This window comes from Mycobacterium sp. IDUB_1, assembly GCF_055419625.1.
This window is the reverse complement of record NZ_JBVAYA010000006.1, coordinates 284,849-306,477: the sequence shown is the minus strand read 5'-3', so window position 1 is coordinate 306,477 and position 21,629 is coordinate 284,849. Positions and strand designations below refer to the sequence as shown.

Genomic DNA, 21,629 nt, shown 5'->3' with positions numbered 1-21,629 from the left:
CCAAACGGGAAAATGCGGACACAACAAAAAACAACAAACAAAAACCACCAAACACACTATTGAGTTCTCAAACAACAGCCCCGACTGACGCGCAAAGATCTCGCGGCGAAAAGCCGCGATATCTACTGCGGGCAGATGAGGACTCTCACCAAAGTGAGTGACCTCTCGGGAGTCGGCCGCGCTCTCCGGGCTGGGCCCGTGTCGCAGCGACTCCGATAAGTTACGTCAGGGATAACGCGGAGTCAAATGGCCTGCTAGAACCGGTTTTTCGCCCTGATCCCAGCGCGCGCACGGCAAGCGTGCGTTGACTGCTGAGATGACAACGCGCGGACGCGCGTAGTTGTTCCCACGCCGTGAAAACCCTCTGACCTGCACATTGCAGCCCCGTCGCCATCACGCTCTGCGGACACCGGCGATGTTGCGCTTACCGCGGCGCAGCACGAGCCACTGACCGTGCAGGAAGTCCGACGCCTGCGGCGTCCACTCTTCTGTGGCGATCTTCACGTTGTTCACCGACACTCCACCCTCGGCGATCGTCCTACGAGCGGCACCCTTGCTCGCCGAGAGACCCGTCGCCACCAGCAGGTCGACGATCGAATCCTGCCCTGCGGGAGGCACTTCCACGACCTCGCTGTTGCCGGCCTCCCGCAGCGCGGCCGCAAGGGTGGGCTCGTCGAGATCGGCGAGCTCTCCCCTACCGAAGAGCGCCTGGCTCGCGTGCTCCACTGCGTCGGTGGCCGCCTGACCATGGATGAGCGTCGTGAGCTCGCGCGCCAGACGGCGCTGGGCGGCGCGCTCGTGCGGTCGCTCCGCGGTGGCTTCCTCGAGCGCGGCGATCTCGGCTGCGTCGAGGAACGTGAACCACCGCAGATATCCCACGACGTCGGCATCGGCGGTGTTGATGAAGTACTGGTACCAGGCGTACGGGCTGGTCATCTCGGGATCGAGCCACAGACTGCCGCCCCCGGTGGACTTGCCGAACTTGCGCCCCTCGGAGTCCGTCACCAGCGGAGTGGTCAACGCATGCGCCCCGGCACCGGCCTTCTGCCGGACCAGCCGGACGCCGGCGATGATGTTCCCCCACTGATCGGAGCCACCGATCTGCAGTGTGCACCCGTACCGCTGGTGCAACTCCACGAAGTCGTTGGCCTGCAACAGCATGTAACTGAACTCGGTGTAGGAGATGCCGTCGCCCTCGAGACGACGACGCACCGTGTCCCGGTCGAGCATCACATTGACCGAGAAGTGCTTGCCGACATCACGGAGGAATTCGATGGCCGACATCTCCTGAGTCCAGGACAGGTTATCGGCGATGATCGCGCCGGTGGGTGAGTCGTCGAAATCGACGAACCGCTCCAGCTGACCCCGGATGCGTACAGCCCACTCGGCGATGGTGTCGGCGGTCTGCATCGTGCGCTCGCCGACCTCACGCGGGTCACCGATCATTCCGGTCGCGCCGCCCGCGAGCACGATCGGGCGGTGCCCGGACTGTTGGAATCGCCGCAGGGTCAGCAGCGGGATGAGGTGCCCGGCGTGCAGGCTGGGGGCGGTCGGGTCGAACCCGGAATACACGGTGACGGGTCCGTCGGCCAGGGCTTCGCCCAATGCGTCACGGTCGGTCGACTGCGCGATCAGCCCGCGCCAGTCCAATTCCTCGAGGATGTTGCTGCCCACCCACCGATCTTCCCGTACTAGTCACTTTCGCCGGGAGCGGGTGCCCGCGGGCTGCGCCGATAGGGGGATACCTCCATACGACCCGGCACCCAGAAGCGCCACGGCCGATCGGCAGCCTTGCTGACCCCCGTCCGGGGCCCCGCCGCCCCAGGTAGCGGGCGCGCCAGTGAAAGTTGGACCGGCGCAAGCGGATCGAAGAGATCCAGGCCGTTGTCTCCCATCTCGATGCCCAGCGCAGAACACAGATTGCCCGGCCCGCGCGCCAGGGCGAACTCCGTGACCAGCTCGCCCCGCCGCATCCGGGCCGGACCCACGCCATCCTCGATGACGGCCGCTCGGAGCAACACCGCGCCCGCGACACCGTCGGTGGCGCACACCACATTGGCGCACACGTGGATCCCGTGACTTCGATAGGTGTACAGCCGACCCGGCGGCCCGTACATCACGGTGTTTCGTCCCCCGCGCCCGCGAAACGAGTGCGACGCCGCATCCGGCCAGGGCCCGTCATCCGGACCCCCGTAGGCCTCGACTTCCACGATCGTGGCCGTGACATCGCGTCCCGTCAGCCGGGCACCGAGCAGCATCTGCGCTGCAAGGACGGGGTCCACAGCCAGACGCTGCGCCCCGGCGGGGCGTTCGATGTCGCCGCCGTCCACCATGTCGGGCCATCCTACGGCCGGGTCTTGACACCGTCCCGTTGCCAGGCGCAGTATTCATCGCATGATGAGTTCATCGAATGATGAATTAGGGGTCGAGGCGACGCCCGCCGCCATCGAGGTCGAGGACTTGCACGTACGCCGCGGTGGCAGGACTGCGATCGACGGCGTGACGCTGCGCGTGGACCGCGGCACGATCACCGGATTGCTGGGGCCTTCCGGGTGCGGCAAGAGCACGCTGATGCGCAGCATCGTCGGCACCCAGGTGGTGTCGAGCGGCATGGTGCGGGTGCTCGGGCTGCCCGCCGGTTGCGCCGAACTGCGCCACCGAGTCGGCTACGTCACGCAGCAGCCGACCGTCTATCCGGATCTCCGCGTCGTCGACAACGTGCGGTACTTCGCCGCGCTCTACGGCAGCGAGGCCACCGACGTCGACAACGCCCTGGCCGCCGTCGGTCTCGACAGCCATCGCACCGCGCTCGCGGGCAATCTCTCCGGCGGTCAGCGCACGCGGGTGTCGCTGGCCTGTGCGCTGGTGGGCCATCCCGAGGTGCTGGTCCTCGACGAGCCGACCGTTGGCCTCGACCCGGTTCTGCGCACAGAACTGTGGGACCGCTTCGCCGCTCTCGCGCGACGCGGCACCACGCTCCTCGTGTCCAGCCATGTCATGGACGAGGCAGACCACTGTCAGGACCTGCTTCTCATGCGCGAGGGACGCCTCCTGGCGCACACCACTCCGAACCAACTCCGAGAGGACACCGCATGTCAGTCGTTGGACGAGGCGTTCCTGTCCGTCATCCGGCGCGACACCGCAGCCGCACCGGCCTGACGTCGGGCCGCGCGAACCTGGCGCCGCGCGCCTACCTCGCGACCACCGTCCGCATCCTGCGGCAGTTGGCCAGCGATCACCGCAGCGTCGCGATGATCCTGGTGGTGCCCAGTCTGATCATCGCGCTGATGTACTTCATGTTCGACGCGGTACCGACCCGACCGGGACTACCGTCGCCGTTCGACAACGCATGCCTGGTGCTGCTGGGCGTTTTTCCGCTGATCGTGATGTTCCTGATCACCTCGATCACCATGCAGCGCGAGCGGGTGTCCGGCACGTTGGAGCGCATCCTCACCACCCCGCTGGGCCGCCTCGACCTGCTCGCCGGTTACGGAACAGCGTTCTCGCTCGCCGCAGCCGCCCAGGCCACCCTGGCGTGCCTGGTGTCGTTCTGGCTGCTGGATCTCGAGACGGCAGGCAACCCGGTGTGGGTGTTCGTCATCGCGATCGTCAACGCCGTGCTCGGGGTCGGGCTGGGCCTGCTGTGCAGCGCGTTCGCACGCACCGAGTTCCAAGCCGTGCAGTTCATGCCGCTGGTCATCGCGCCGCAGCTGCTGCTCTGCGGCATCGTCGTGCCGCGCGAGCAGCTACCCGACTGGCTGCAGTGGGTGAGCAACGCGATGCCGGCCAGCTACGCTCTGGAGGCACTCCGCCAGGTCGGCGCCCACGCCGAGCTGACGTCGCTGGCCGTCCGCGATCTGCTGATCGTCGCCGCCTTCGCGGTGTCGGCGCTCGCCCTGGCCGCAGCGACACTGAGGCGAAGGACACCGTAGCGACCGTGACGACCGAGCAGGATCGCAAACGTCCGGGACGTCCCCCCGGCGCGTCGGACACCCGCGATCGCATCTTGGCCGTCGCACGAGACCTGTTCGCCCGCAATGGTTTCGACAACACATCGATCCGCTCCATCGCCGCGGGAGCGGGCGTGGACGGTGCGCTGGTTCACCACTACTTCGGCACCAAGACCCAGCTGTTCGCCGCCGCGATCCACATCCCGATCGACCCCATGACGGTGATCGGTCCGCTGCGCGAGGTCCCGGTCGATCAAATCGGCCATGTCCTGCCGTCGCTTCTGCTGCCGCTCTGGGATTCGGAGCTGGGCAAGGGATTCATCGCCACACTGCGGTCCATGCTGGCCGGCAGCGACGTCTCGATGGTGCGGAGCTTCCTGCAGGACGTCATCGCCGCGGAAGTGGGCGGCCGGGTGGACGATCCGCCCGGCACCGGCCGAATCCGCGTCCAATTCGTCGCATCACAACTGGTCGGCGTCGTGATGGCGCGCTACATCCTCGAGCTGGAACCGTTCCGATCCCTACCCGTGGACCAGGTCGTGGAGACGATCGCACCGAATCTGCAGCGCTACCTGACCGGCGATCTCCCCGGGCTCGGTTAGGACTCGCTCGCCGCGGCGACCAGGCGCCGATGCTCGTCGTCGTCCACGGTGACGGCCTCGTCGATCAGCAGGACCGGGATGCCGTCGTCGATGCGGTACTTGCGCTGCAGACGGGGGTTGTAGAGACACCCGTCGACATAGAGCAGGGGACCCCGATCTTGGGGGCACACGAGGAGTTCGAGCAGTGCGGGTTCGAGCGTCATCCCGTCCGACCGGGCATCGGGAAGATGTTGTCGTCGGGATCCTTGATCATCGGGTTACCCGGACCCCAATTCGGCCCCATCGGCGCCTGCACGATGCCCGGAGTCGCCGGCGGCGGCACCGCGGGCTGCTGGACCTGATTGGCTGCCTGCATTTTGATCTTGCGCTGCGTCGCGAGCGTCGCCTGCAGAGCCTCGACCAGCGGAGCCTGATTCGGACGCTTGTCGAGGGCGTCCGCAAGGGCAGCGGTATTGGCGCGCGAAGGCTTGAAGCCCTGCATGCGCAGCGTCATCACCTGATCGATCAGCTTCGAGACCTGACCGCCGCCCGACCCGGTGTTGTACTGCTCGTTGATCATCACGAGGATCCGATCGGGTGACACCGGCGGAGGCGCATCGCCTGTCGACGGCGCTGCGGCCGGATCAGCGGCCGCCAGCGGAGCCGACAGCCCCGCGGCAATGCCTCCGACCAGCGCGGCACCGGCAAGCGCGGTCCCGGCGGCGCGGCGCCAATTGCGTGGTGACATGAATCCTCCTCGGAGTCGCCAGCGCGAGCCTAACAGTGAGGCGCGCACCGGGCATCACTGCTGTGTGCCGGCAATCTCGCTGCGAACAGCCGCAGTCAACCGCTTGTACAGATGGGTATCGGCGTCTCGATACCAGGCGTTACGGGACGCCTTCGGAACACCGTCGGCCTGCATCGGCCCTGCCAGAGGCCGGTACGTGGCGGTCAGTGTCATATCGGGCACGACGTGCACGATGTCAGGTGCGGCGCCGACAGGTATATCGGCCAGCGCCTCGGACACATCGGCGGCGGTGACGCTGCCGCCGGGACGCAGGGCCAGGGCGGTCACCGCTAGCGTCTGAGTCTTGGTGGGCACCGCGTAGGTGACGGCCATGTCGACCGCGCCGAGACGCCCGACTGCGTCGTTGACGGTGGCCGCGAACACCGGTCCGCGGGCGGTGTGGATCACCGCTGCGCGGGTGTCGACGAGCCAGTAGTCGCCGTCCTCGTCGCGGCGGAACAGATACTCGGTCGACACCCAGGTGTCGGCGGGTGCGAACACTCCACGCTTGACCGACGCCAGCGGGTCGACCGGGCCGCGCGGATGCGCGAGCAGGACGCCGACCTCGTTGGTGTCGGCGCGACGGACGAACCCGCGGTCGTCTTCGAGGATCAGGTTGTCCTCCGGGTCGTAGGCGGCCAGCGCGATCTCGCCGCCACCGGGCAGCGGCCTGCCCTTACTGCCCACCTTGGCGCCCGCGACGTTGGCCAGCACAGCCTGCCCGTCGGTGGTTGCGAAGAATTCGACGACCTTCGCCGGTGCGAACTCCTCCACGACCCGTTTCCACAGACCGCTGGGCATACCCGAACCGATGAACACGCGCACCGGGTGGCTGCCGGTCAGCGAGAAGGCAGGATCGTCGATCACCTCGCGCAGCATCGCCCACGTGTAGGACACCACCGTCACGCCGTATTGCCGGATCTCCTGGACGAAGCGGTCCGGCCGCGGACCCCGCGACAACGCGATGCGCGCACCGGCCACGACCGCGCCGCCCAGGCTCACCAGCAGACCCGACTGATGGTGCAGAGGGGTGAGGCAGTAGACGGTGTCGTTGCGGCTGAGGTTCGCCGCCGACGCGGTGCCGAACGCCGACAGCGCCCACCGGTAGTTGGTGATCTGGCGGGCGACCATGTCACCGCTGATCGTGCTGAACCCGATGAACGCCAGATCGCGGGCGAGCCCTGGGTTCGGGCGGTACCAACCGGGCAGATCCACCCGGTCCGGGTCGATCTGTTCCATGTCGATGACGCCGGCATCGTCGGGCAGGTGCAGATCGCGCGATTCGCCGCCACCGAGCACCAGCACCCGGGTGTCGAGCGTGCGGGCGGCATCCAGGTGGCCCGGGTCGGCGATGATCTCGGTGACCGCGCCCAGCCGCGCCGCGGTGGCGAGATCGGCGTCGGGCGGCATCAGCACCGCGACCGCGCCCAGGCGGGACAACGCGGCGATCGCGACCAGCGCGCTGGGCCGGGTGTCCATCAGCACGCCCACCCGGGCGCCCTGGCGCACTCCGACTCCGATGAGGCCGCGCACGACGTTGTTGATGCGGCGATCGACCGCCTCGTAGGTGTGCACGCGGCCGTCGAACAGCAGCGCTTCGCCCTGCGGGGCGTCGCGGGCCTGCTCACTCATGATGCGGCCCAACGAGATCCGGGTGTGGTCGTTGACCTGTCCCAGTCGCGCGAGGCGGGGCAGGGTGCGGGCGGTCTCCACGGCGAGCGTGCGGGCCGAGCGGTTCGCCGCGACGAGCGCGTCGGCGGCCGACTTCGCCAGCGTGAGCGCCATCTCCGTCGCCGCGGCGGTTCCGTGCGCCAGCCGGGAGGTGAGCGAGACACCGCTCTCCGACGATGCCGCCGGTTGCAGCGCCATCGGCGCGACACCGTCGGGCATGGCGCCGGCCCCGTCGAGCCAGCGCACCCACTGTGCCACTGTCGGCCACGTCTGGCTGGCCGCCTTCGAACCGACCACGAGCCCGAAATGTCCTGCCCTGATCATGAATTCGTAGACATCGGCCTGTGGCGCGGCCCGCTTGATACCGCGCACGGATGCGGGTTGGCCGATGTCGTCGACCTCGCCGACGACTGCCAGCACGGGACAGTCGATGTCCGAGAGCGTGACCAGATCGCCGTGCACGGAGAAGCCACCGGTCATCATCCGGTTGTGGGCGATGAACTGCTTGAGCAATTCCGAGATCGCCGGACCCGACCATGCGATCCAGCCGTCGGAGGCCAGGAACCGGCGCTGCTGCTCGCGCGGGAGCAGGGCTTCCCGGTCGTGCAGCTGCAGCAGGAACTCCAGCCGCGACTGGGCTGTCTTGATCGGGTCGAGCATCTGGAAACCGGTGCGCGCCATCCAGCCGGGGATGTCGATGCGGCTGAAGACGTGGTCGGCCATGAAGTCGGCGGCGGCCGGGGCGAGGCTGGCCGGCAGGTTCATCGGCAACGCGGCCAGGGTGTCGACCGGCGAGCCGAACGCGATGATGCTCGCCAGATCCTTCGAGCGCCGGTAGGCCGCAGTCTGATAGGCGAACATGCCGCCCTGCGAGTATCCAGCCACGTGCACGTCGCGCCCGGTCACCGACTTGACCGTGTCGATCGCCTCGCTGAGAGCGACGATGTGGTCGGCCAGGTTGCGTTGCATCCCGCCCTCGACCTTGTCCGGCGACCCGAAGTCGATCACCCACGGGTCGACGCCCGCGCGGTGCAGGATGCCGACCGCGCCGTCCTGGCGGGTGACGTCCCACATGTCGGCCGACATCATCATGGGGTGGACCATCAGCACCGGTGGGCCTGCGGGTTTGGCGCCGGGCCGGGTGTCGGGCGGGAAGTAGCGGCGCAGCCGGTACATCGGCACGCTCTCCACGATCTGGAACGGTGAGGGCACCGATCCGGTCTCCAGACCGCCGTAGCGCAGCACCTCGAGACCGTTCTGGGCGGTCGCGACCAGTCGGCCGACCGGTCCGGTGATCGCCGAGAGATCCACCAACGCCTGCTCCCCTATCGCCGACCCCGAACCCCTGATCCCCCCAGTGCAGACGTCATCATGGCACAGCAGAGGCCTATCATCGGCGCCTGATGGCGAACCTGATCAACCTGGAAAAGGTCACCGTGGGCTACGGCACCCGCACGTTGCTCGATGCCGTCAGCCTCGGTGTCGAGGAGGGCGACGCGATCGGCGTGGTCGGCCGAAACGGCGACGGCAAGACGACGTTGCTCAAGGTGCTCACCGGCACGCTGGCACCCGACTCCGGGCGGGCGACCCACACCTCCGGCCTCTCGGTGGGCTACCTGCGGCAAGCCGACGACTTCGCACCGGAGGACACCGTGCGCGGTGTGATCGTCGGGGGCCGGCCCGACCACATCTGGGCCGCCGAGCCGACCACCCGCGCCGTCGTCGAACACCTGTTGGCCGAGGTGTCTCTGGACGCCCGGGCGGCGGATCTGTCCGGTGGTGAGCGGCGCCGCGTCGCGCTCGCCGAGGTGCTGCTGGCCAACCACGACGTGCTCGTGCTCGACGAACCCACCAACCACCTCGACGTCGAGGTGATCGGCTGGCTGGCCGGGCACCTGTCCGCGCGGCCCGCCCGGGCACTGGTGGTGGTCAGCCACGATCGCTGGTTCCTCGACGCCGTCGCCACGAGCACCTGGGAGGTGCACGACGGCGTCGTCGACGCCTACGAGGGCGGCTACGCGGCGTTCGTGCTGGCGCGTGCCGAACGCATGCGCATGGCCGCCGGCACCGAGGCCCGGCGCAGGAACCTGATGCGCAAGGAACTGGCGTGGCTGCGGCGCGGGCCGCCCGCGCGGACGTCGAAGCCGAAGTTCCGCATCCAGGCCGCCAACGACCTGATCGCCAACGAGCCGCCGCCGCGCGACTCGCTGATGCTGCAACGATTCGCCACCTCACGGCTCGGCAAAGACGTGTTCGATCTGCACCGGGTGAGTCTGCAGGTGGGCGATCCGCCGCGCACGCTGCTCGACGGCATCGACTGGTCGATCGGGCCGGGCGCGCGCATCGGACTGGTCGGCGTGAACGGCACCGGGAAGACGTCGATCCTCAAGCTCCTGGTCGGTGACCTGCCGCCGACGTCGGGCACGGTGAAACGCGGCCAGACGCTGTCGATCGGCTACCTCAGCCAGGCGCTCACCGAATTGCACCCCGACGAGCGGGTCCTCGACGCCGTCGAGAGCAAAAAGCGCCTCACCGAGGTCGCGGGCGGCCGCGAGGTCAGCACCTCGACGCTGCTGGAGGATTTCGGGTTCACCGGGGACAAGCTGACCACGCGGCTCGGCGAACTGTCCGGCGGTGAGCGGCGGCGGTTGCAGTTCCTACGGCTGCTGCTCGACGAACCGAACGTGCTGCTGCTCGACGAACCGACCAACGATCTCGACATCGACACGCTGACCGTCATCGAGGACTACCTCGACGGCTGGCCCGGCACGCTGATCGTGGTCAGTCACGACCGCTACTTCCTCGAGCGCGTCAGCGACGTGACCTACGCGTTGACAGGCGGTGGGCGCTGCGATCTGCTGCCCGGGGGCGTGGAGCAATACCTCGCCGACCGGTCAGCAGCGGCCACCCCGGCCCCCGCCCGGGCCGAGCCGGTGCGGGGCGAATCCGGCGCCGCCCGCGATCGCCGCGCCGGCAAGGAGATGGCACGGATCGAGAACCAACTCGCCAAACTCGACGATCGGATCGCCGCCCTGCACGAGGCGATGGCCGATGCCGCCGCCGACCACGTGCGGGCCGGCGAACTCAACGGCGAGCTGAGCGACCTGCTCTCCCGTAAGGACGACCTGGAGCAGGCCTGGCTCGAATTGGCCGAGGACGCCGGATGAGTACGACCCGGATACGTACGACGGCGGAGTATCTCGCCCGCCCGTTCGTGCTGTTCTGGCGGTACTGGCCTCAGCTCGCCGCGTGTTATCTGCTCGGGCTGCTGGGGCGCCGAGCCGCGATCGAGCTGGCCGCGTGGGCCGGGTACGACAACGATCTGTGGGCCTCTCTGATCATGCCGCTGGCCGGTCTCGCCCGGCTCGGGTCCTACGTCGCGATGTTCTTCGTGATCCGGTCGGGCATTCCGGCGTTGGCGGCGCTGCCGCCGCGGACCGCGCGCCGCGTCGACGTGTTCGCCACCGTGATCGTGCCGTTCTTCGCGATCTACCTGGCGTGGAAGATGTTCGCCGAGGACTGGATCGCCTACGAACAACGGGCGCTGGGCTATCGGATCGGGCAGAGCATGACCACCCCTGGTGGGGTCGAACTGCACCCCGAGGCACTTCCGGGAGGCACGCTCACCGTGGTGCTGATCGTGACGGCACTCGTCCTGCGCTATGTCCTGAGCCGCTTCAAGGATCTGATGCCGCGGTGGATGATCGCGGTCCGGGTCTACGTGGACGCTCTGTGGGTCTTCCTCAGCCTCAGCTTCGCGGCCAGCAAGGACGTCACCTTCTTCGTCAACCCGAGCGGTTGGCTGCAGCAGCGGCGGATCGTTGTGTGGTTCACCGACACTCGCGCAGAGCTGTTCTCCCACTTCCGGCCGCTGGAGATCCTGTGGGACACGGTCACCTGGACGGTGAGCACTGTGTTCGGGGGCGCCACCATCCCGCTGCTGTGGCTGGCCGTCGCCGCGATCGTCTACGGGGTGTCGATGCCGGCGGATTGGCGCAGCGCCGCTCGCCGCGTCGCCGGTCAACGTGCCGACCTGCTCTTCGAGCGGACGTCGACGCGGCAGAAGCGGTTGCGGGACCGGTGGTCTCGGCTGTCCGATGTCCGCCGCGACGAGGCGCGCGACGTGCTGCTGTCCCGGCTCGGCAACTACCGGCCGATCACCGATTCTGCCCGGCTCATCCTGCACGGCGGCGTGATCGCGTTGGCGCTCTACGTGCTCGGCTATCTCGGGCTGGCCTGGCTGGACATGGCGGGCAGTTTCTACCGCCCCGAGGTACGCACCGGACAATTGTTCCGCGGCGCGGCGTGGCTGCTCGGGCCGCACCCGGAAACCTACTGGGATGCCGTCCGGCCCACGCTCGTCTTCCTGTCGAATCTGATCATCGAGCCGTTGCGGGTGTGCCTGATCGCCTCGACGGTGGCGTACTGCCTCGAACACGTACGCGCGCAACCGGTTACAGCAGCACCCGCACAGTGATCTGGCCGTTGTGCGTCACGTCCATGGCCGTGGGCACGACGTCGTCGGGCAGCAGGAACGTGAACTGGACGGGGCCGGGCAGGTGGCAGAGCGATGTGACCCCGTCGGGCGCGATCGGGGTGTAGCCGCCCACCCCCTCCGCCGTCCAGCGCGTCGTCCCGTCGGTGATCACGGCGGTGCAGTAGCCCTGCTGCGGGGTTCCCGACCGGTCGAAGTCGAGCACGGTCAACACCGTGCCCTTCGGCAGCGCCGGCCCGAACCGAACGGGGCTGCGGTTGAGATGCGTGACCTTCGTCAGCCGCCACGTCTCTCCCCCGGCCGAGCCGCTCTCGCCCTTGGGGATGACGACTTCAGGTTGCACGGAGTGTCGGTAGGTCGACCAGTCCGGTCCGAAGTCGATGACGACGAACACGGCGATTGCGCAGGCGGCCGCGACGGCGCCCAGCACGTTGCGCTGCCACAGCGCGGTCAACCGGCCGGTCATGCACGTGCCTCCGGCGGAACCAGCTCGAGGTCGGCGCCGCGGCTGACGGCCTGAGGTGGGATCGTGATCACCAGCCGCGAGTCGAGCAGGTCACTGCCCACCCAGACCCGCAGCGTCAGTGGGTCGGGGGCGCGGCCGTCGACCAGTTCCGACGCGACGTCGAAGACCCAGCTGCCGCGCTGCTCGATGCCCGGCGCCAGCGCTCGTCCGAGGGTCTTCGTCAAGAACCGGTCGGTGGGGATGTAGGTGTTCGCGCCGACCAACAGATCAGCGTGCGGCACATCGGTACTGCCCAGCGCCTGCATCGTCGTGTCGACGACCACCCACCGGCCGGCCGCCGGTACCGAGTTCACCGTCGGCGCAACGCTCACCGCGGTGACGGTGGCAGTGACGCCACGGCCGCGGACCGGCTCGCCAGCTTTCCCGTGGACGTCGAACGGTCCGTAGAGATCGGTGGGTGTGGGCAGGTTGTGCCAGACCAGTGCCGCCGCTGCGATCAGCACGATGACACACACCGCCGACAGCACCGACCGCATCCTCGTCGCGGTCATGCCGGTTCCTTCACGGTCAGCTCGGTGACGCCGTAATCGGTGAGGCTGTCGAGCCACTCCTTGCCGCCGTAGGCCACCATCAGTTGCTTGAACTGCTTCTTCCACACCCGCACGCTGATCGTGTCGCCGGGCCGAACCGCGTTCTGCGGCACCACCCACAGGTACGCGAGCTTCTCCGTCAGACCGGGTCCGAGGGTCTGGATCGGCGACCCGTCGCGGAAGCGGAACGCGCCGAAGAACTCCTTGCCGTTCACCATGCGCAGGTCCAGCTCGTTGCGGAGGCGGCCGGGCACCGTTCCGCCATTGGCGAGCGTGACGGTCACTCCGAGGTAGAGCTTGCCGGGCTGGGCGGGGCCGATCGTGCGCGTGCCGGCGGTGACCTTCGGCAGCAGCGAAGCGCCGTGGATGTTCACGGTGTACTGACCGTCGGAGAAATCCTCATCGGCCGCGAACGGGACCGCTCCGGTGTTGACGGTGTCGAGTCCCCCGAACAGTGCGGCGACCGCGAGGACCGTGGCCAGCGCGGCCTTCCACCACTGGCGCAGCGGGCGTTGCGCCAGCCACCGCCGGAGCCGAGCGCGCCGGCTGGTCGCCGTCTGCTGCTCGCCGGAGTCCATGGTGCCGAATGCTAGCGGCGCAGCCGGATTCGCAGTTCGTCGGCCGCGGCCCGCACCGCGCTCAGCTGTCGGGCCACCTGCACGGGCGCGGTGCCGCCCCGCGCATCGCGCGAGTTCACCGACCCTTCCACGGTCAGGACGTCGCGAACTTCCGGCCCGAGGTCGGGATGGATCGCGGCCAGTTCGGCGTCCTCGAGGTCTTCGAGGCCGACGCCCCGGGCTTCGGCGGCGCGCACGGCAGCACCGGCGGCTTCGTGCGCCACCCGGAACGGCACACCGCGCCGCACGAGCCATTCCGCGACGTCGGTGGCCAGTGTGTAGCCCAGCGGGGCGAGGGCGACCATGCGGTCCTCGTCGAACTCGAGCGTCGACACGAGTCCGGCCATCGCGGGCAGCAGCATCTCCAGCTGTGCCGCCGAATCGAAGACGGGCTCCTTGTCTTCTTGGAGGTCCCGGTTGTAGGCCAGCGGCTGGGCTTTGAGCGTCGCGAGTAGTCCGGTCACGTTCCCGATCAGCCGACCGGCCTTGCCGCGTGCGAGCTCGGCGATGTCGGGGTTCTTCTTCTGCGGCATGATCGAACTGCCCGTCGACCAGGCGTCATGCAACCGCACATACCCGAATTCCGTTGTGCTCCACAAGATGATGTCTTCGGCCAGCCGAGACAGATCGACGGCGATGAGGCCGAAGACGAACGCCGCCTCGGCCGCGAAATCCCGTGCGGCGGTGGCATCGACAGAGTTGTCGGCGGCGGCGGTGAAACCCAGCTCCTCGGCGATCGCATCCGGGTCCAGACCCAGCGACGACCCGGCCAGAGCGCCCGAGCCGTAGGGCGACACCGCGGCGCGCTTGTCGGCGTCGACGAGCCGGTCGATGTCCCGCAGCAGCGGATGGGCATGCGCGAGCAGGTGATGCGCGAGCAGGATCGGCTGCGCAGACTGCAGGTGCGTCTTGCCGGGCATGATCGCCGTGGGATGCGCGGCGGCCTGGGTGGACAGGGCGGCGACGACCTCGAACACGCCGTCGGCGATCCGGCGTATCGCGTCGCGCAGCCACATCCGGAACAGCGTGGCGACCTGATCGTTGCGCGACCGGCCGGCACGCAGCCGCCCGCCAAGATCGGCACCCACGCGGTCGATCAGGCCACGCTCGAGCGCGCCGTGCACGTCCTCGTCGGTCGCGATCGGGCCGAAGCTGCCGTCGGCGACGTCGGTACCGAGACTGTCCAGCCCGGCGAGGAGCCCGTCGCGCTGGTCGTCGGTGAGCAATCCGGCACGATGCAGGACCCGTGCGTGCGCCTTCGATGCGACGACGTCATAGGGCGCCAGCACCCAGTCGAAGTGGGTCGACTTGCTCAGTGCGGCAAGCGCATCCGACGGCCCGTCGGCGAACCGACCACCCCAGAGTGACCCCTCGTTCGTGCTCACGTCAGCGCCCCCGTCCCGCGTCGAGATCGACCTTTTGGTGGATTCCACTCGCACTTTCCCGCCCAAATGTCGGTTTGGGCGATGAGGGGGTGCTCACAGCTGTTGCTCTTCGCGCAAGCGGCTCATCGGTCGCCGGCCAGGTCCCGCCGCGCCGACAGGCTCGACGAGAGCCCGTGCACGTGCACGAAGCCCTTCGCCGCGGACTGGTCGAACGTGTCGCCCTCGTCGTAGGTGGCCAGGTTGAAGTCGTACAGCGACTCGGCGCTGCGCCGGCCGTTGACCGCGATGTGGCCGCCGTGCAACACCATCCGGATCTCACCGGTGACGTGCTGCTGGGTGTGCGCGACGAACGCCTCGAGCGAGGACTTCAGCGGCGAGTACCACAGGCCGTCATAGACCAGCTCGCCCCACTTGCGGTCGGTGCCGCGCTTGAAGCGGCCGAGTTCGCGTTCCAGCGTGACGTGCTCGAGCTCGGTGTGCGCGGTGATCAGCACCATGGCACCGGGCGCCTCGTAGATCTCGCGACTCTTGATACCGACCAGGCGGTCCTCGACGACATCCAGGCGGCCCACCCCCTGCGCCCCGGCCCGAGCGTTGAGCGCCTCGATGGCCTGCAGCACCGTCACCGGCTGGCCGTCGATGCTCACCGGCACACCCTTGTCGAACCCGACGATCACCTCGTCCGGGCTACTCCAGTTGACCGTCGGATCCTCGGTGTAGTCGTAGACGTCCTTGGTCGGGGCGTTCCAGAGGTGTTCCAGGAAGCCGGTTTCCACGGCCCGACCCCACACGTTCTGGTCGATCGAGAACGGCGACCGCTTGGTCACGTTGATCGGGATGTCGTTCTGCTCGGCGAAGGCGATCGCCTTCTCCCGGGTCCACGCGTAGTCACGCACCGGGGCCAGCACCTGCAGATCGGGCGCCAGCGACGCGAACCCGACCTCGAAGCGGACCTGGTCGTTGCCCTTACCGGTGCAACCGTGCGCGACGATGCCGCCGCCGTGCTCACGTGCCGCGTCGACGAGGTGCTTGACGATCAGCGGCCGGCTCAGCGCCGAGACCAGTGGGTAGCGATCCATGTAGAGCGCGTTGGACTGGATGGCCGGCAGGCAGTACTGCTCGGCGAACTCGTCGCGGGCATCGACCACGACGGCCTCCACCGCGCCGCAGTCCAGAGCCCGCTGACGCACGACCTCCATGTCCTCACCGCCCTGCCCGAGGTCGATGGCCACCGCAACCACCTCGCGGCCGGTCTCCTTGCCGATCCAGCTGATGGCCACCGAGGTGTCCAGACCGCCGGAATACGCCAGGATGACGCGCTCGGACATATGACTCTCTCCCTTGTTCGTGTCACGCTTTGGCGAGGCTCTCCAGAGCCTCGCCGAGTTCAGCCCCGGTCATCGGCTCACGCGCGATGACGAAGATCGTGTCGTCGCCGGCGATGGTGCCGACGACATAGGGCAGTGCGGCCCGATCGATCGCACTGGCCAGATAGTGCGCAGCACCCGGGGGTGTGCGCAGCACCGCGAGGTTGGCGCTGGCGTCGGTGGCGACCAGCAGGTCTCCCAGCAGTCGCGACACCCGCTCGGTGCCGCCGGTCACCCCGCGCACGGGGCTGCCGTCCTCGGGGACGATGTACTGGCCACCGCCACCGTCGGCGCCGCGTAGCTTGACCGCGCCCAGCTCTTCGAGGTCGCGCGACAGCGTCGCTTGCGTCACTTCGATACCGTCGGCGGACAGCAGCGCCGCCAACTCCCCTTGGCTGCGTACCGGCTGCGCGGACAGCAGCGCGACGATGCGCGCCTGCCGGCCCGCGCGCGTGGAGGCGGTCACGAGTTCTCCAGCAGCCACACCAGCAGCGCTTTCTGCGCGTGCAGCCGGTTCTCGGCCTCGTCCCAAACCGCGCTGCGCGGACCGTCGATCACCTCGTCGGTGATCTCGTGCCCTCGATGGGCCGGAAGGCAGTGCAGTACAACAGCGTCCGAGTCCGCCTGGTCGAGCAGCTCCGCGTTCACCTGGAACGGACGGAACGGCCTGACCCGGTCGAGACCGTCGTTCTCCTGACCCATGGAGATCCATGTGTCGGTCACCAGCACGTCGGCACCGGCGGCGGCATCACGCGGATCGTCGGTCACCCGCACCGTGGCGCCGGTCTGGTGGGCGCGGGTCTCGGCGGCAGCGACGAACATCGGGTGCGGGGCGAAGCCGCGCGGCGCCGCGATCGTCACGTGCACGCCGGCGGTGACGCCGCCGAGCATCAGTGAGTGGGCCATGTTGTTGGCGCCGTCGCCGAAGTAGCTCAGCCGCAGCCCGTTCAGACCGCCCTTCCACTCGGCGAGCGTCTGCAGATCGGCGAGCACCTGGCAGGGGTGGAATTCGTCGGACAGCGCATTGACGATGGGGACGCTGGAACCGGAGGCCATCGCAGTCAGCCGCTCCTGCGCGAACGTGCGCCACACGATCGCGTCGACGTAGCGGGAGAGCACCGCGCCGGTGTCCTCCAGCGTCTCCTCCCGGCCGAGCTGGGTGCTTCTCCCGTCGACGACGACGGCGTGCCCGCCGAGCTGGGCGATGCCCATCTCGAAAGAGAACCGCGTTCTGGTCGAGTTCTTCTCGAAGATCACCGCCACGCCGCGCGGCCCTTCCAGCGGCCGGCGGCTGAACGGCTCCCGTTTGAGCTCGGCGGCCAGCGCGAGCACCTCGGCCTGCTCGGCCGGGCTGAGATCGTCGTCGCGCAGAAAATGTCGGGTCATGATCCGCTCGCGGCATCGAGAATGGCCGGCAGTGCGGCGACGAACGACTCCGCCTGCTCCTCGGTGAGCACCAGCGGCGGGGCGAGCCGGATGATCTGCGGCGCAGCGGCATTGACGAGGAAGCCGGCATCGCGGGCGGCGGCCTCGACGGGTTTGGCGACCTCGGCGGTCAAGACGATGCCGCGCAAGAGGCCGCGGCCGCGGACATGGTCGATCAGCGGATGACCGAGCGCCTCGATGCCGTGGCTCAGCGTCTTGCCCAGCACGTCGGCGCGCTCGATGAGGCCGTCGTCGGCGAGCACCTTCAGCACGGCCAGGGCCGCGGCGGTGCACACCGGGTTACCCCCGAAGGTGCTGCCGTGCAGGCCGGGGGTCAGCAGCTCCGCGGTCGGTCCGATGGCCAGACACGCCCCGATGGGCAACCCTCCGCCGAGCCCCTTGGCCAGCGTGACGATGTCGGGGGTGATGCCGTCGTGTTGGTGCGCGTAGAAAGCTCCGGTCCGCCCGATGCCCGTCTGCACCTCGTCGAGCACCAGCAGGGCGCCGTGGCGCGCGGTGATCTCCCGCGCAGCGACCAGGTAGCCCGCCGGCGGAACGACGACGCCACCCTCCCCCATGATCGGTTCGAGGAAGACCCCGGCAGTCTGGTCGTCGACGGCCGCGCGCAACGCGTCGACGTCGCCGTAGGGCACGTGCGTGACGTCGCCGGGCAGCGGCTCGAAGGGTGCCTGCTTGGCGGGTTGACCGGTCAGCGCCAGCGATCCCATGGTGCGACCGTGGAATGCCCCCTCGGCGGCAACGAGTTTGGTGCGTCCGGTCAACCGGGTGATCTTGAACGCGACCTCGTTGGCCTCGGTGCCGGAGTTCGCGAAGAACACCCGGGCGGGCGCCCCGAGGTGACCGACCAGCGCCTCGGCCAGGGCGATGCCCGGCTCCGTCGCATAGAGGTTGGAGGTGTGGCCGAGCGTGCTCATCTGCCGGTGCACGGCCTCGATGACGGCGGGATGGCCGTGGCCCAGCACGTTGACCGCGATACCGCCGAGCAGGTCGACATAGGACTTGCCGTCGCCGTCGGTGACGACGGCGCCCGCTCCGCTGACCAGCGCCACCGGCGGGGTGCCGTAGTTGTGCATCATCACCGCGGACCAGCGGTCAAGCAGTGTCTGGCTCATGAGGGCACCACCTTGGTTCCCGCGCCTTCATCGGTGAACAGTTCGGCCAGCACGCAGTGTTCGACGCGGCCGTCGATGACGTGCGCACTGGGGACGCCGCCGGTGATCGCGCGCAGGCATGCCTCGATCTTGGGCACCATGCCCTCCTCCAACGTCGGGAGTAGTTGCGTCAAAGCAGCGGAATCGATTTCGCTGACCAGGGAGCCGCGGTCCGGCCAGCTGGTGTAGAGCCCCTCGACGTCGGTGAGCATGAGCAGCTTCTCCGCGCCGAGCGCCTCGGCCAGGGCAGCGGCTGCGGTGTCGGCGTTGATGTTGTACACGCGCCCTTCGACGTCCGGCGCGATCGTCGACACGACGGGGATGCGGCCGGCGGCGATGAGATCGCGCACCGCGTCGGTGCTGACTCGCTCGACGTCGCCGACGAGGCCGATGTCGGTGGCCACTCCGTCGACGAGCACACTGCGGCGCACCGCGGTGAACAGGTGCGCGTCCTCGCCGGTGATGCCGACGGCGTAGGGCCCGTGGGCGTTGATCAGGTTGACCAGTTCCCGGCCGACCTGACCGAACAGCACCATGCGGGCGACGTCGAGCACCTCGGGTGTGGTGACCCGGAAGCCGCCCTTGAATTCGCCTGCGATGCCGAGCTTCTTGAGCATCGCGCTGATCTGGGGGCCGCCTCCGTGGACGACCACCGGATGAACACCGCAGTTGCGCAGGAAGACCATGTCCTCGGCGAACGCCGCTTTGAGCGTGTCGTCGGTCATCGCGTTGCCGCCGTACTTGACGACGACGATCTTGCCGTGCAGCGCCTTGAGCCAGGGCAGCGCAGCGGCGAGCACCAGCGCCTTCTGCGATGTCGCGATGCTCATGAGCTGTACGCCGAGTTCTCTTCGACGTAGGCGTGCGACAGGTCGGTGGTGCGGATCGAGGCCGAGGCGGCGCCCACACCCAGATCCACCGTGACTGCGATGTCCTCACCCGTGAGGTCGACCTCCCGCGCGCCCGGCGCCCCGACGCTGTCCACACAGACCGGAAAGCCGTTGAAGGACACGGTGATGCGGTCGGCGTCCAGCGGCACCGGCGCCATACCCACCGCGGCGAGCACCCGGCCCCAGTTGGCGTCGGAGCCGAACAGCGCGGTCTTGACCAGGCTGTCGCGGGCGATCACCCGCGCCGCGGTGACGGCGTCGTCCTCGGTCGCCGCCCCGGTGACGGTGACGGTGATCCGCTTGGTCACGCCTTCGGCGTCGGCCTGCAGCTGGGCGCAGAGGTCCTCGCAGACGGCGAGCACAGCGGCGTCGAGGTCGTCCTGGCTCGGTGCGATCTCCGAAGCCCCCGAGGACAACAGCAGCACCGTGTCGTTGGTGGAGCAGCTGCCGTCGACGTCGAGCCGATCGAAGGTGGCCGCGGTCGCGCGGCGCAGCGCACGGTCGAGGGCGGCGGCGTCGGCCACCGCGTCGGTGGTCAGCACGCACAACATGGTGGCCAGCGACGGCGCCAGCATGCCCGCGCCCTTGGCCATGCCGCCGACGGTCCACCGGTTCTGGTGGTGCAGCGCAACCTGTTTGGGCACGGTGTCGGTGGTCATGATCGCGCGCGCGGCCTCTTCCCCACCGGTGAGGCCGCCGGCCATCTCGTGCACGATCTCGGTGACGCCGGCGCGCACCTTGTCCATCGGCAGGCGGTCACCGATCAGGCCGGTCGAGCACACCGCGACCTCGATCGCGCCGGTCTCGGTGCCCCAGTCCGACAGCGCCGCCGCGACCGCCTCCGCGGTGGCGTGGGTGTCTTGGAATCCGGCAGGGCCGGTGCAGGCGTTGGCGCCGCCGGAGTTGAGGATCACCGCGCGCAGCCGACCGGTGGTGAGCACCTGGGTCGACCACAGCACCGGCGCGGCCTTGACCTTGTTGCGGGTGAAGACGCCAGCCGCGGCGTGATCGGGGCCCTCGTTGAACACCAGGGCGAGGTCGAGCGCGCCGGATGCCTTGATGCCGGCGGAGATTCCCGTCGCCCGGAATCCGGCAGGCGCGGTCACCCCCTGCGTGCGCAGCAGCCGGGCGCTGTCGGCCAGATCGGTCACGGAGCCACCCCCACGGTCGTCAGTCCATCGGTCTCGGTCCAGCCCAGTGCCAGGTTCATCGACTGCACGGCCGCGCCCGCGGTGCCCTTGACCAGGTTGTCGATCGCGGCGATCGCGACGAACGTCTGGGCGTCGGTGTCGACGGCGATCGCGAGCTGGGCGGCATTGCCACCCACCACGGCACCGGTCTGCGGCAGCCGCCCTTCGGGGAGCAGGTGCACGAAAGGCTCAGCGTCATAAGCCTTCTCGTAGGCAGCGCGCAGATCCGACACCGAAGCCTGGGTGCGTGCGGTGCAGGTGGCCAGGATGCCGCGGGCCGTCGGGATGAGCACCGGGGTGAACGACACCGACACGTCCGCGCCGGCGGCCACTGCAGCCAGACCCTGGGCGATCTCGGGGGTGTGCCGATGCTTGCCGCCCACGTTGTATGCCCGTGCCGAGCCGATCACCTCGGCCGCCAGAAGGTCGACCTTGGCGGTCCGGCCCGCACCGGAGGTGCCGCTGACGGCCACGACGGTCACGGCCGGCTCGACGAGTCCCGCTGCCACCGCGGGCCACAGCGCCAGCAGCGCAGCCGTGGGATAGCAGCCGGGGACGGCGATCCTGGTGGCGCCGCGCAGACGGTCACGCGCGCCGGGCAGCTCGGGCAGACCGTAGGGCCAACTGCCTGCGTGCTCGGAACCGTAGAAGCGCTCCCACGCGGCGGGATCGGTGAGTCGGAAGTCCGCGCCACAGTCGATGATCACGGTGTCGGGGCCCAGCTGCTCGGCCAGCGCGGCGGAGTGACCGTGCGGCAGACCCAGGAACACGACGTCGTGGCCCGCCAGCACCTCGACCTCGGTCGGCTCGAGGACGCGATCGGCGAGCGGCAGGAGGTGGGGGTGGTGTTCTGCGAGTGTGGTGCCGGCACTCGCCGCAGCGGTCAGTGCTCCCAGGGTGAGGGTGCCCTGCGCGTAGGCGGGGTGCCCGAGCAGCAGCCGCAGGATCTCCCCTCCGGCGTATCCGCTGGCTCCGGCCACGGCGACGGATGTCATGGCGTCGATCTTTGCATTCTTATGCAGGAAGATGCAAATTCATTATTG

Annotated in this window: 21 protein-coding genes; 5 read left to right on the top strand and 16 right to left on the bottom strand. The window is 69.0% G+C overall.

The window, feature by feature from the left end:
• Positions 1-393 precede the first annotated feature (393 nt).
• Together tyrS and ACZYYX_RS27795 are read right to left on the bottom strand one after the other, a co-directional pair.
• A complete protein-coding gene (gene tyrS / locus ACZYYX_RS27800) occupies positions 394-1,674 on the bottom strand; it encodes a tyrosine--tRNA ligase (RefSeq protein ID WP_463818037.1) in 1,281 nt (426 codons plus the stop codon).
• 17 nt (positions 1,675-1,691) lie between these two features.
• Positions 1,692-2,333 carry a DNA-3-methyladenine glycosylase gene (locus ACZYYX_RS27795; protein ID WP_463818036.1) on the bottom strand — a complete coding sequence of 214 codons (642 nt, stop codon included), beginning with the start codon at positions 2,331-2,333 and terminating at the stop codon, positions 1,692-1,694.
• 61 nt (positions 2,334-2,394) lie between these two features.
• Between ACZYYX_RS27795 and ACZYYX_RS27790 the strand changes: the two genes are divergently transcribed.
• Genes ACZYYX_RS27790 through ACZYYX_RS27780 form a run of 3 tightly spaced genes read left to right on the top strand, consistent with a single transcriptional unit; the run spans position 2,395 to position 4,552 of the window.
• Positions 2,395-3,159 carry an ABC transporter ATP-binding protein gene (locus ACZYYX_RS27790; protein ID WP_463818035.1) on the top strand — a complete coding sequence of 255 codons (765 nt, stop codon included), beginning with the start codon at positions 2,395-2,397 and terminating at the stop codon, positions 3,157-3,159.
• Positions 3,093-3,932 carry an ABC transporter permease gene (locus ACZYYX_RS27785; RefSeq protein ID WP_463818034.1) on the top strand — a complete coding sequence of 280 codons (840 nt, stop codon included), beginning with the start codon at positions 3,093-3,095 and terminating at the stop codon, positions 3,930-3,932. The genes ACZYYX_RS27790 and ACZYYX_RS27785 overlap by 67 nt, the downstream gene beginning before the upstream one ends.
• A 5-nt stretch (positions 3,933-3,937) precedes the next feature.
• On the top strand, positions 3,938-4,552 hold the full coding sequence (locus ACZYYX_RS27780) for a TetR/AcrR family transcriptional regulator (RefSeq protein ID WP_463818033.1): 615 nt from the start codon (positions 3,938-3,940) through the stop codon (positions 4,550-4,552).
• Here ACZYYX_RS27780 and ACZYYX_RS27775 read toward each other — a convergent pair.
• Genes ACZYYX_RS27775 through ACZYYX_RS27765 form a run of 3 tightly spaced genes read right to left on the bottom strand, consistent with a single transcriptional unit; the run spans position 4,549 to position 8,303 of the window.
• Positions 4,549-4,755: a Trm112 family protein gene (locus ACZYYX_RS27775; protein ID WP_463818032.1), complete on the bottom strand. Its 207-nt coding sequence runs from the start codon at positions 4,753-4,755 to the stop codon at positions 4,549-4,551. The genes ACZYYX_RS27780 and ACZYYX_RS27775 overlap by 4 nt on opposite strands.
• Positions 4,752-5,279 (bottom strand): hypothetical protein, encoded by a 528-nt coding sequence (locus ACZYYX_RS27770; RefSeq protein WP_463818031.1) that lies wholly within the window; start codon positions 5,277-5,279, stop codon positions 4,752-4,754. The genes ACZYYX_RS27775 and ACZYYX_RS27770 overlap by 4 nt, the downstream gene beginning before the upstream one ends.
• 54 nt (positions 5,280-5,333) lie before the next feature.
• Positions 5,334-8,303: an acyl-CoA synthetase gene (locus tag ACZYYX_RS27765; RefSeq protein WP_463818030.1), complete on the bottom strand. Its 2,970-nt coding sequence runs from the start codon at positions 8,301-8,303 to the stop codon at positions 5,334-5,336.
• Positions 8,304-8,392: 89 nt separating this feature from the next.
• On the opposite strand from ACZYYX_RS27765, the gene ACZYYX_RS27760 reads away from it, so the two are divergent.
• Together ACZYYX_RS27760 and ACZYYX_RS27755 are read left to right on the top strand one after the other, a co-directional pair.
• Positions 8,393-10,156 carry an ABC-F family ATP-binding cassette domain-containing protein gene (locus ACZYYX_RS27760; RefSeq protein ID WP_463818029.1) on the top strand — a complete coding sequence of 588 codons (1,764 nt, stop codon included), beginning with the start codon at positions 8,393-8,395 and terminating at the stop codon, positions 10,154-10,156.
• Positions 10,153-11,466, top strand: coding sequence for a hypothetical protein (locus ACZYYX_RS27755; protein WP_463818028.1), 1,314 nt, complete (start codon positions 10,153-10,155; stop codon positions 11,464-11,466). The genes ACZYYX_RS27760 and ACZYYX_RS27755 overlap by 4 nt, the downstream gene beginning before the upstream one ends.
• On the opposite strand, the gene ACZYYX_RS27750 is transcribed toward ACZYYX_RS27755, so the two are convergent.
• The 11 genes from ACZYYX_RS27750 to argC all read right to left on the bottom strand — a co-directional run bounded on the left by ACZYYX_RS27750 (position 11,444) and on the right by argC (position 21,581).
• Positions 11,444-11,950: a hypothetical protein gene (locus ACZYYX_RS27750; RefSeq protein ID WP_463818027.1), complete on the bottom strand. Its 507-nt coding sequence runs from the start codon at positions 11,948-11,950 to the stop codon at positions 11,444-11,446. The two genes, ACZYYX_RS27755 and ACZYYX_RS27750, sit on opposite strands and share 23 nt — an antisense overlap.
• Positions 11,947-12,501, bottom strand: a complete 555-nt coding sequence (locus ACZYYX_RS27745; protein WP_463818026.1) for a hypothetical protein — start codon at positions 12,499-12,501, stop codon at positions 11,947-11,949. The genes ACZYYX_RS27750 and ACZYYX_RS27745 overlap by 4 nt, the downstream gene beginning before the upstream one ends.
• Positions 12,498-13,118, bottom strand: a complete 621-nt coding sequence (locus ACZYYX_RS27740; RefSeq protein ID WP_463818025.1) for a hypothetical protein — start codon at positions 13,116-13,118, stop codon at positions 12,498-12,500. The genes ACZYYX_RS27745 and ACZYYX_RS27740 overlap by 4 nt, the downstream gene beginning before the upstream one ends.
• An 11-nt stretch (positions 13,119-13,129) precedes the next feature.
• The gene (argH, locus tag ACZYYX_RS27735) at positions 13,130-14,542 is read right to left on the bottom strand and encodes an argininosuccinate lyase (protein ID WP_463818024.1); all 1,413 of its coding nucleotides are present in this window, start codon (positions 14,540-14,542) and stop codon (positions 13,130-13,132) included.
• A gap of 122 nt (positions 14,543-14,664) precedes the next feature.
• Positions 14,665-15,870 carry an argininosuccinate synthase gene (locus tag ACZYYX_RS27730; RefSeq protein ID WP_463818023.1) on the bottom strand — a complete coding sequence of 402 codons (1,206 nt, stop codon included), beginning with the start codon at positions 15,868-15,870 and terminating at the stop codon, positions 14,665-14,667.
• Positions 15,871-15,892: 22 nt separating this feature from the next.
• Positions 15,893-16,441, bottom strand: coding sequence for an arginine repressor (locus tag ACZYYX_RS27725; protein ID WP_463818022.1), 549 nt, complete (start codon positions 16,439-16,441; stop codon positions 15,893-15,895).
• Positions 16,372-17,295, bottom strand: coding sequence for an ornithine carbamoyltransferase (argF, locus tag ACZYYX_RS27720; protein ID WP_463818021.1), 924 nt, complete (start codon positions 17,293-17,295; stop codon positions 16,372-16,374). Before argF ends, ACZYYX_RS27725 begins: the two co-directional genes overlap by 70 nt.
• Positions 17,292-18,467 (bottom strand): acetylornithine transaminase, encoded by a 1,176-nt coding sequence (locus ACZYYX_RS27715; RefSeq protein WP_463818020.1) that lies wholly within the window; start codon positions 18,465-18,467, stop codon positions 17,292-17,294. Before ACZYYX_RS27715 ends, argF begins: the two co-directional genes overlap by 4 nt.
• Entirely contained in the window at positions 18,464-19,336 is an 873-nt protein-coding gene (gene argB / locus ACZYYX_RS27710; RefSeq protein ID WP_463818019.1) for an acetylglutamate kinase, read from the bottom strand. Before argB ends, ACZYYX_RS27715 begins: the two co-directional genes overlap by 4 nt.
• Positions 19,333-20,547: a bifunctional glutamate N-acetyltransferase/amino-acid acetyltransferase ArgJ gene (gene argJ / locus ACZYYX_RS27705; protein ID WP_463818018.1), complete on the bottom strand. Its 1,215-nt coding sequence runs from the start codon at positions 20,545-20,547 to the stop codon at positions 19,333-19,335. The genes argB and argJ overlap by 4 nt, the downstream gene beginning before the upstream one ends.
• Positions 20,544-21,581 (bottom strand): N-acetyl-gamma-glutamyl-phosphate reductase, encoded by a 1,038-nt coding sequence (gene argC / locus ACZYYX_RS27700; RefSeq protein WP_463818017.1) that lies wholly within the window; start codon positions 21,579-21,581, stop codon positions 20,544-20,546. The genes argJ and argC overlap by 4 nt, the downstream gene beginning before the upstream one ends.
• Between the last annotated feature and the right edge of the window lie 48 nt (positions 21,582-21,629).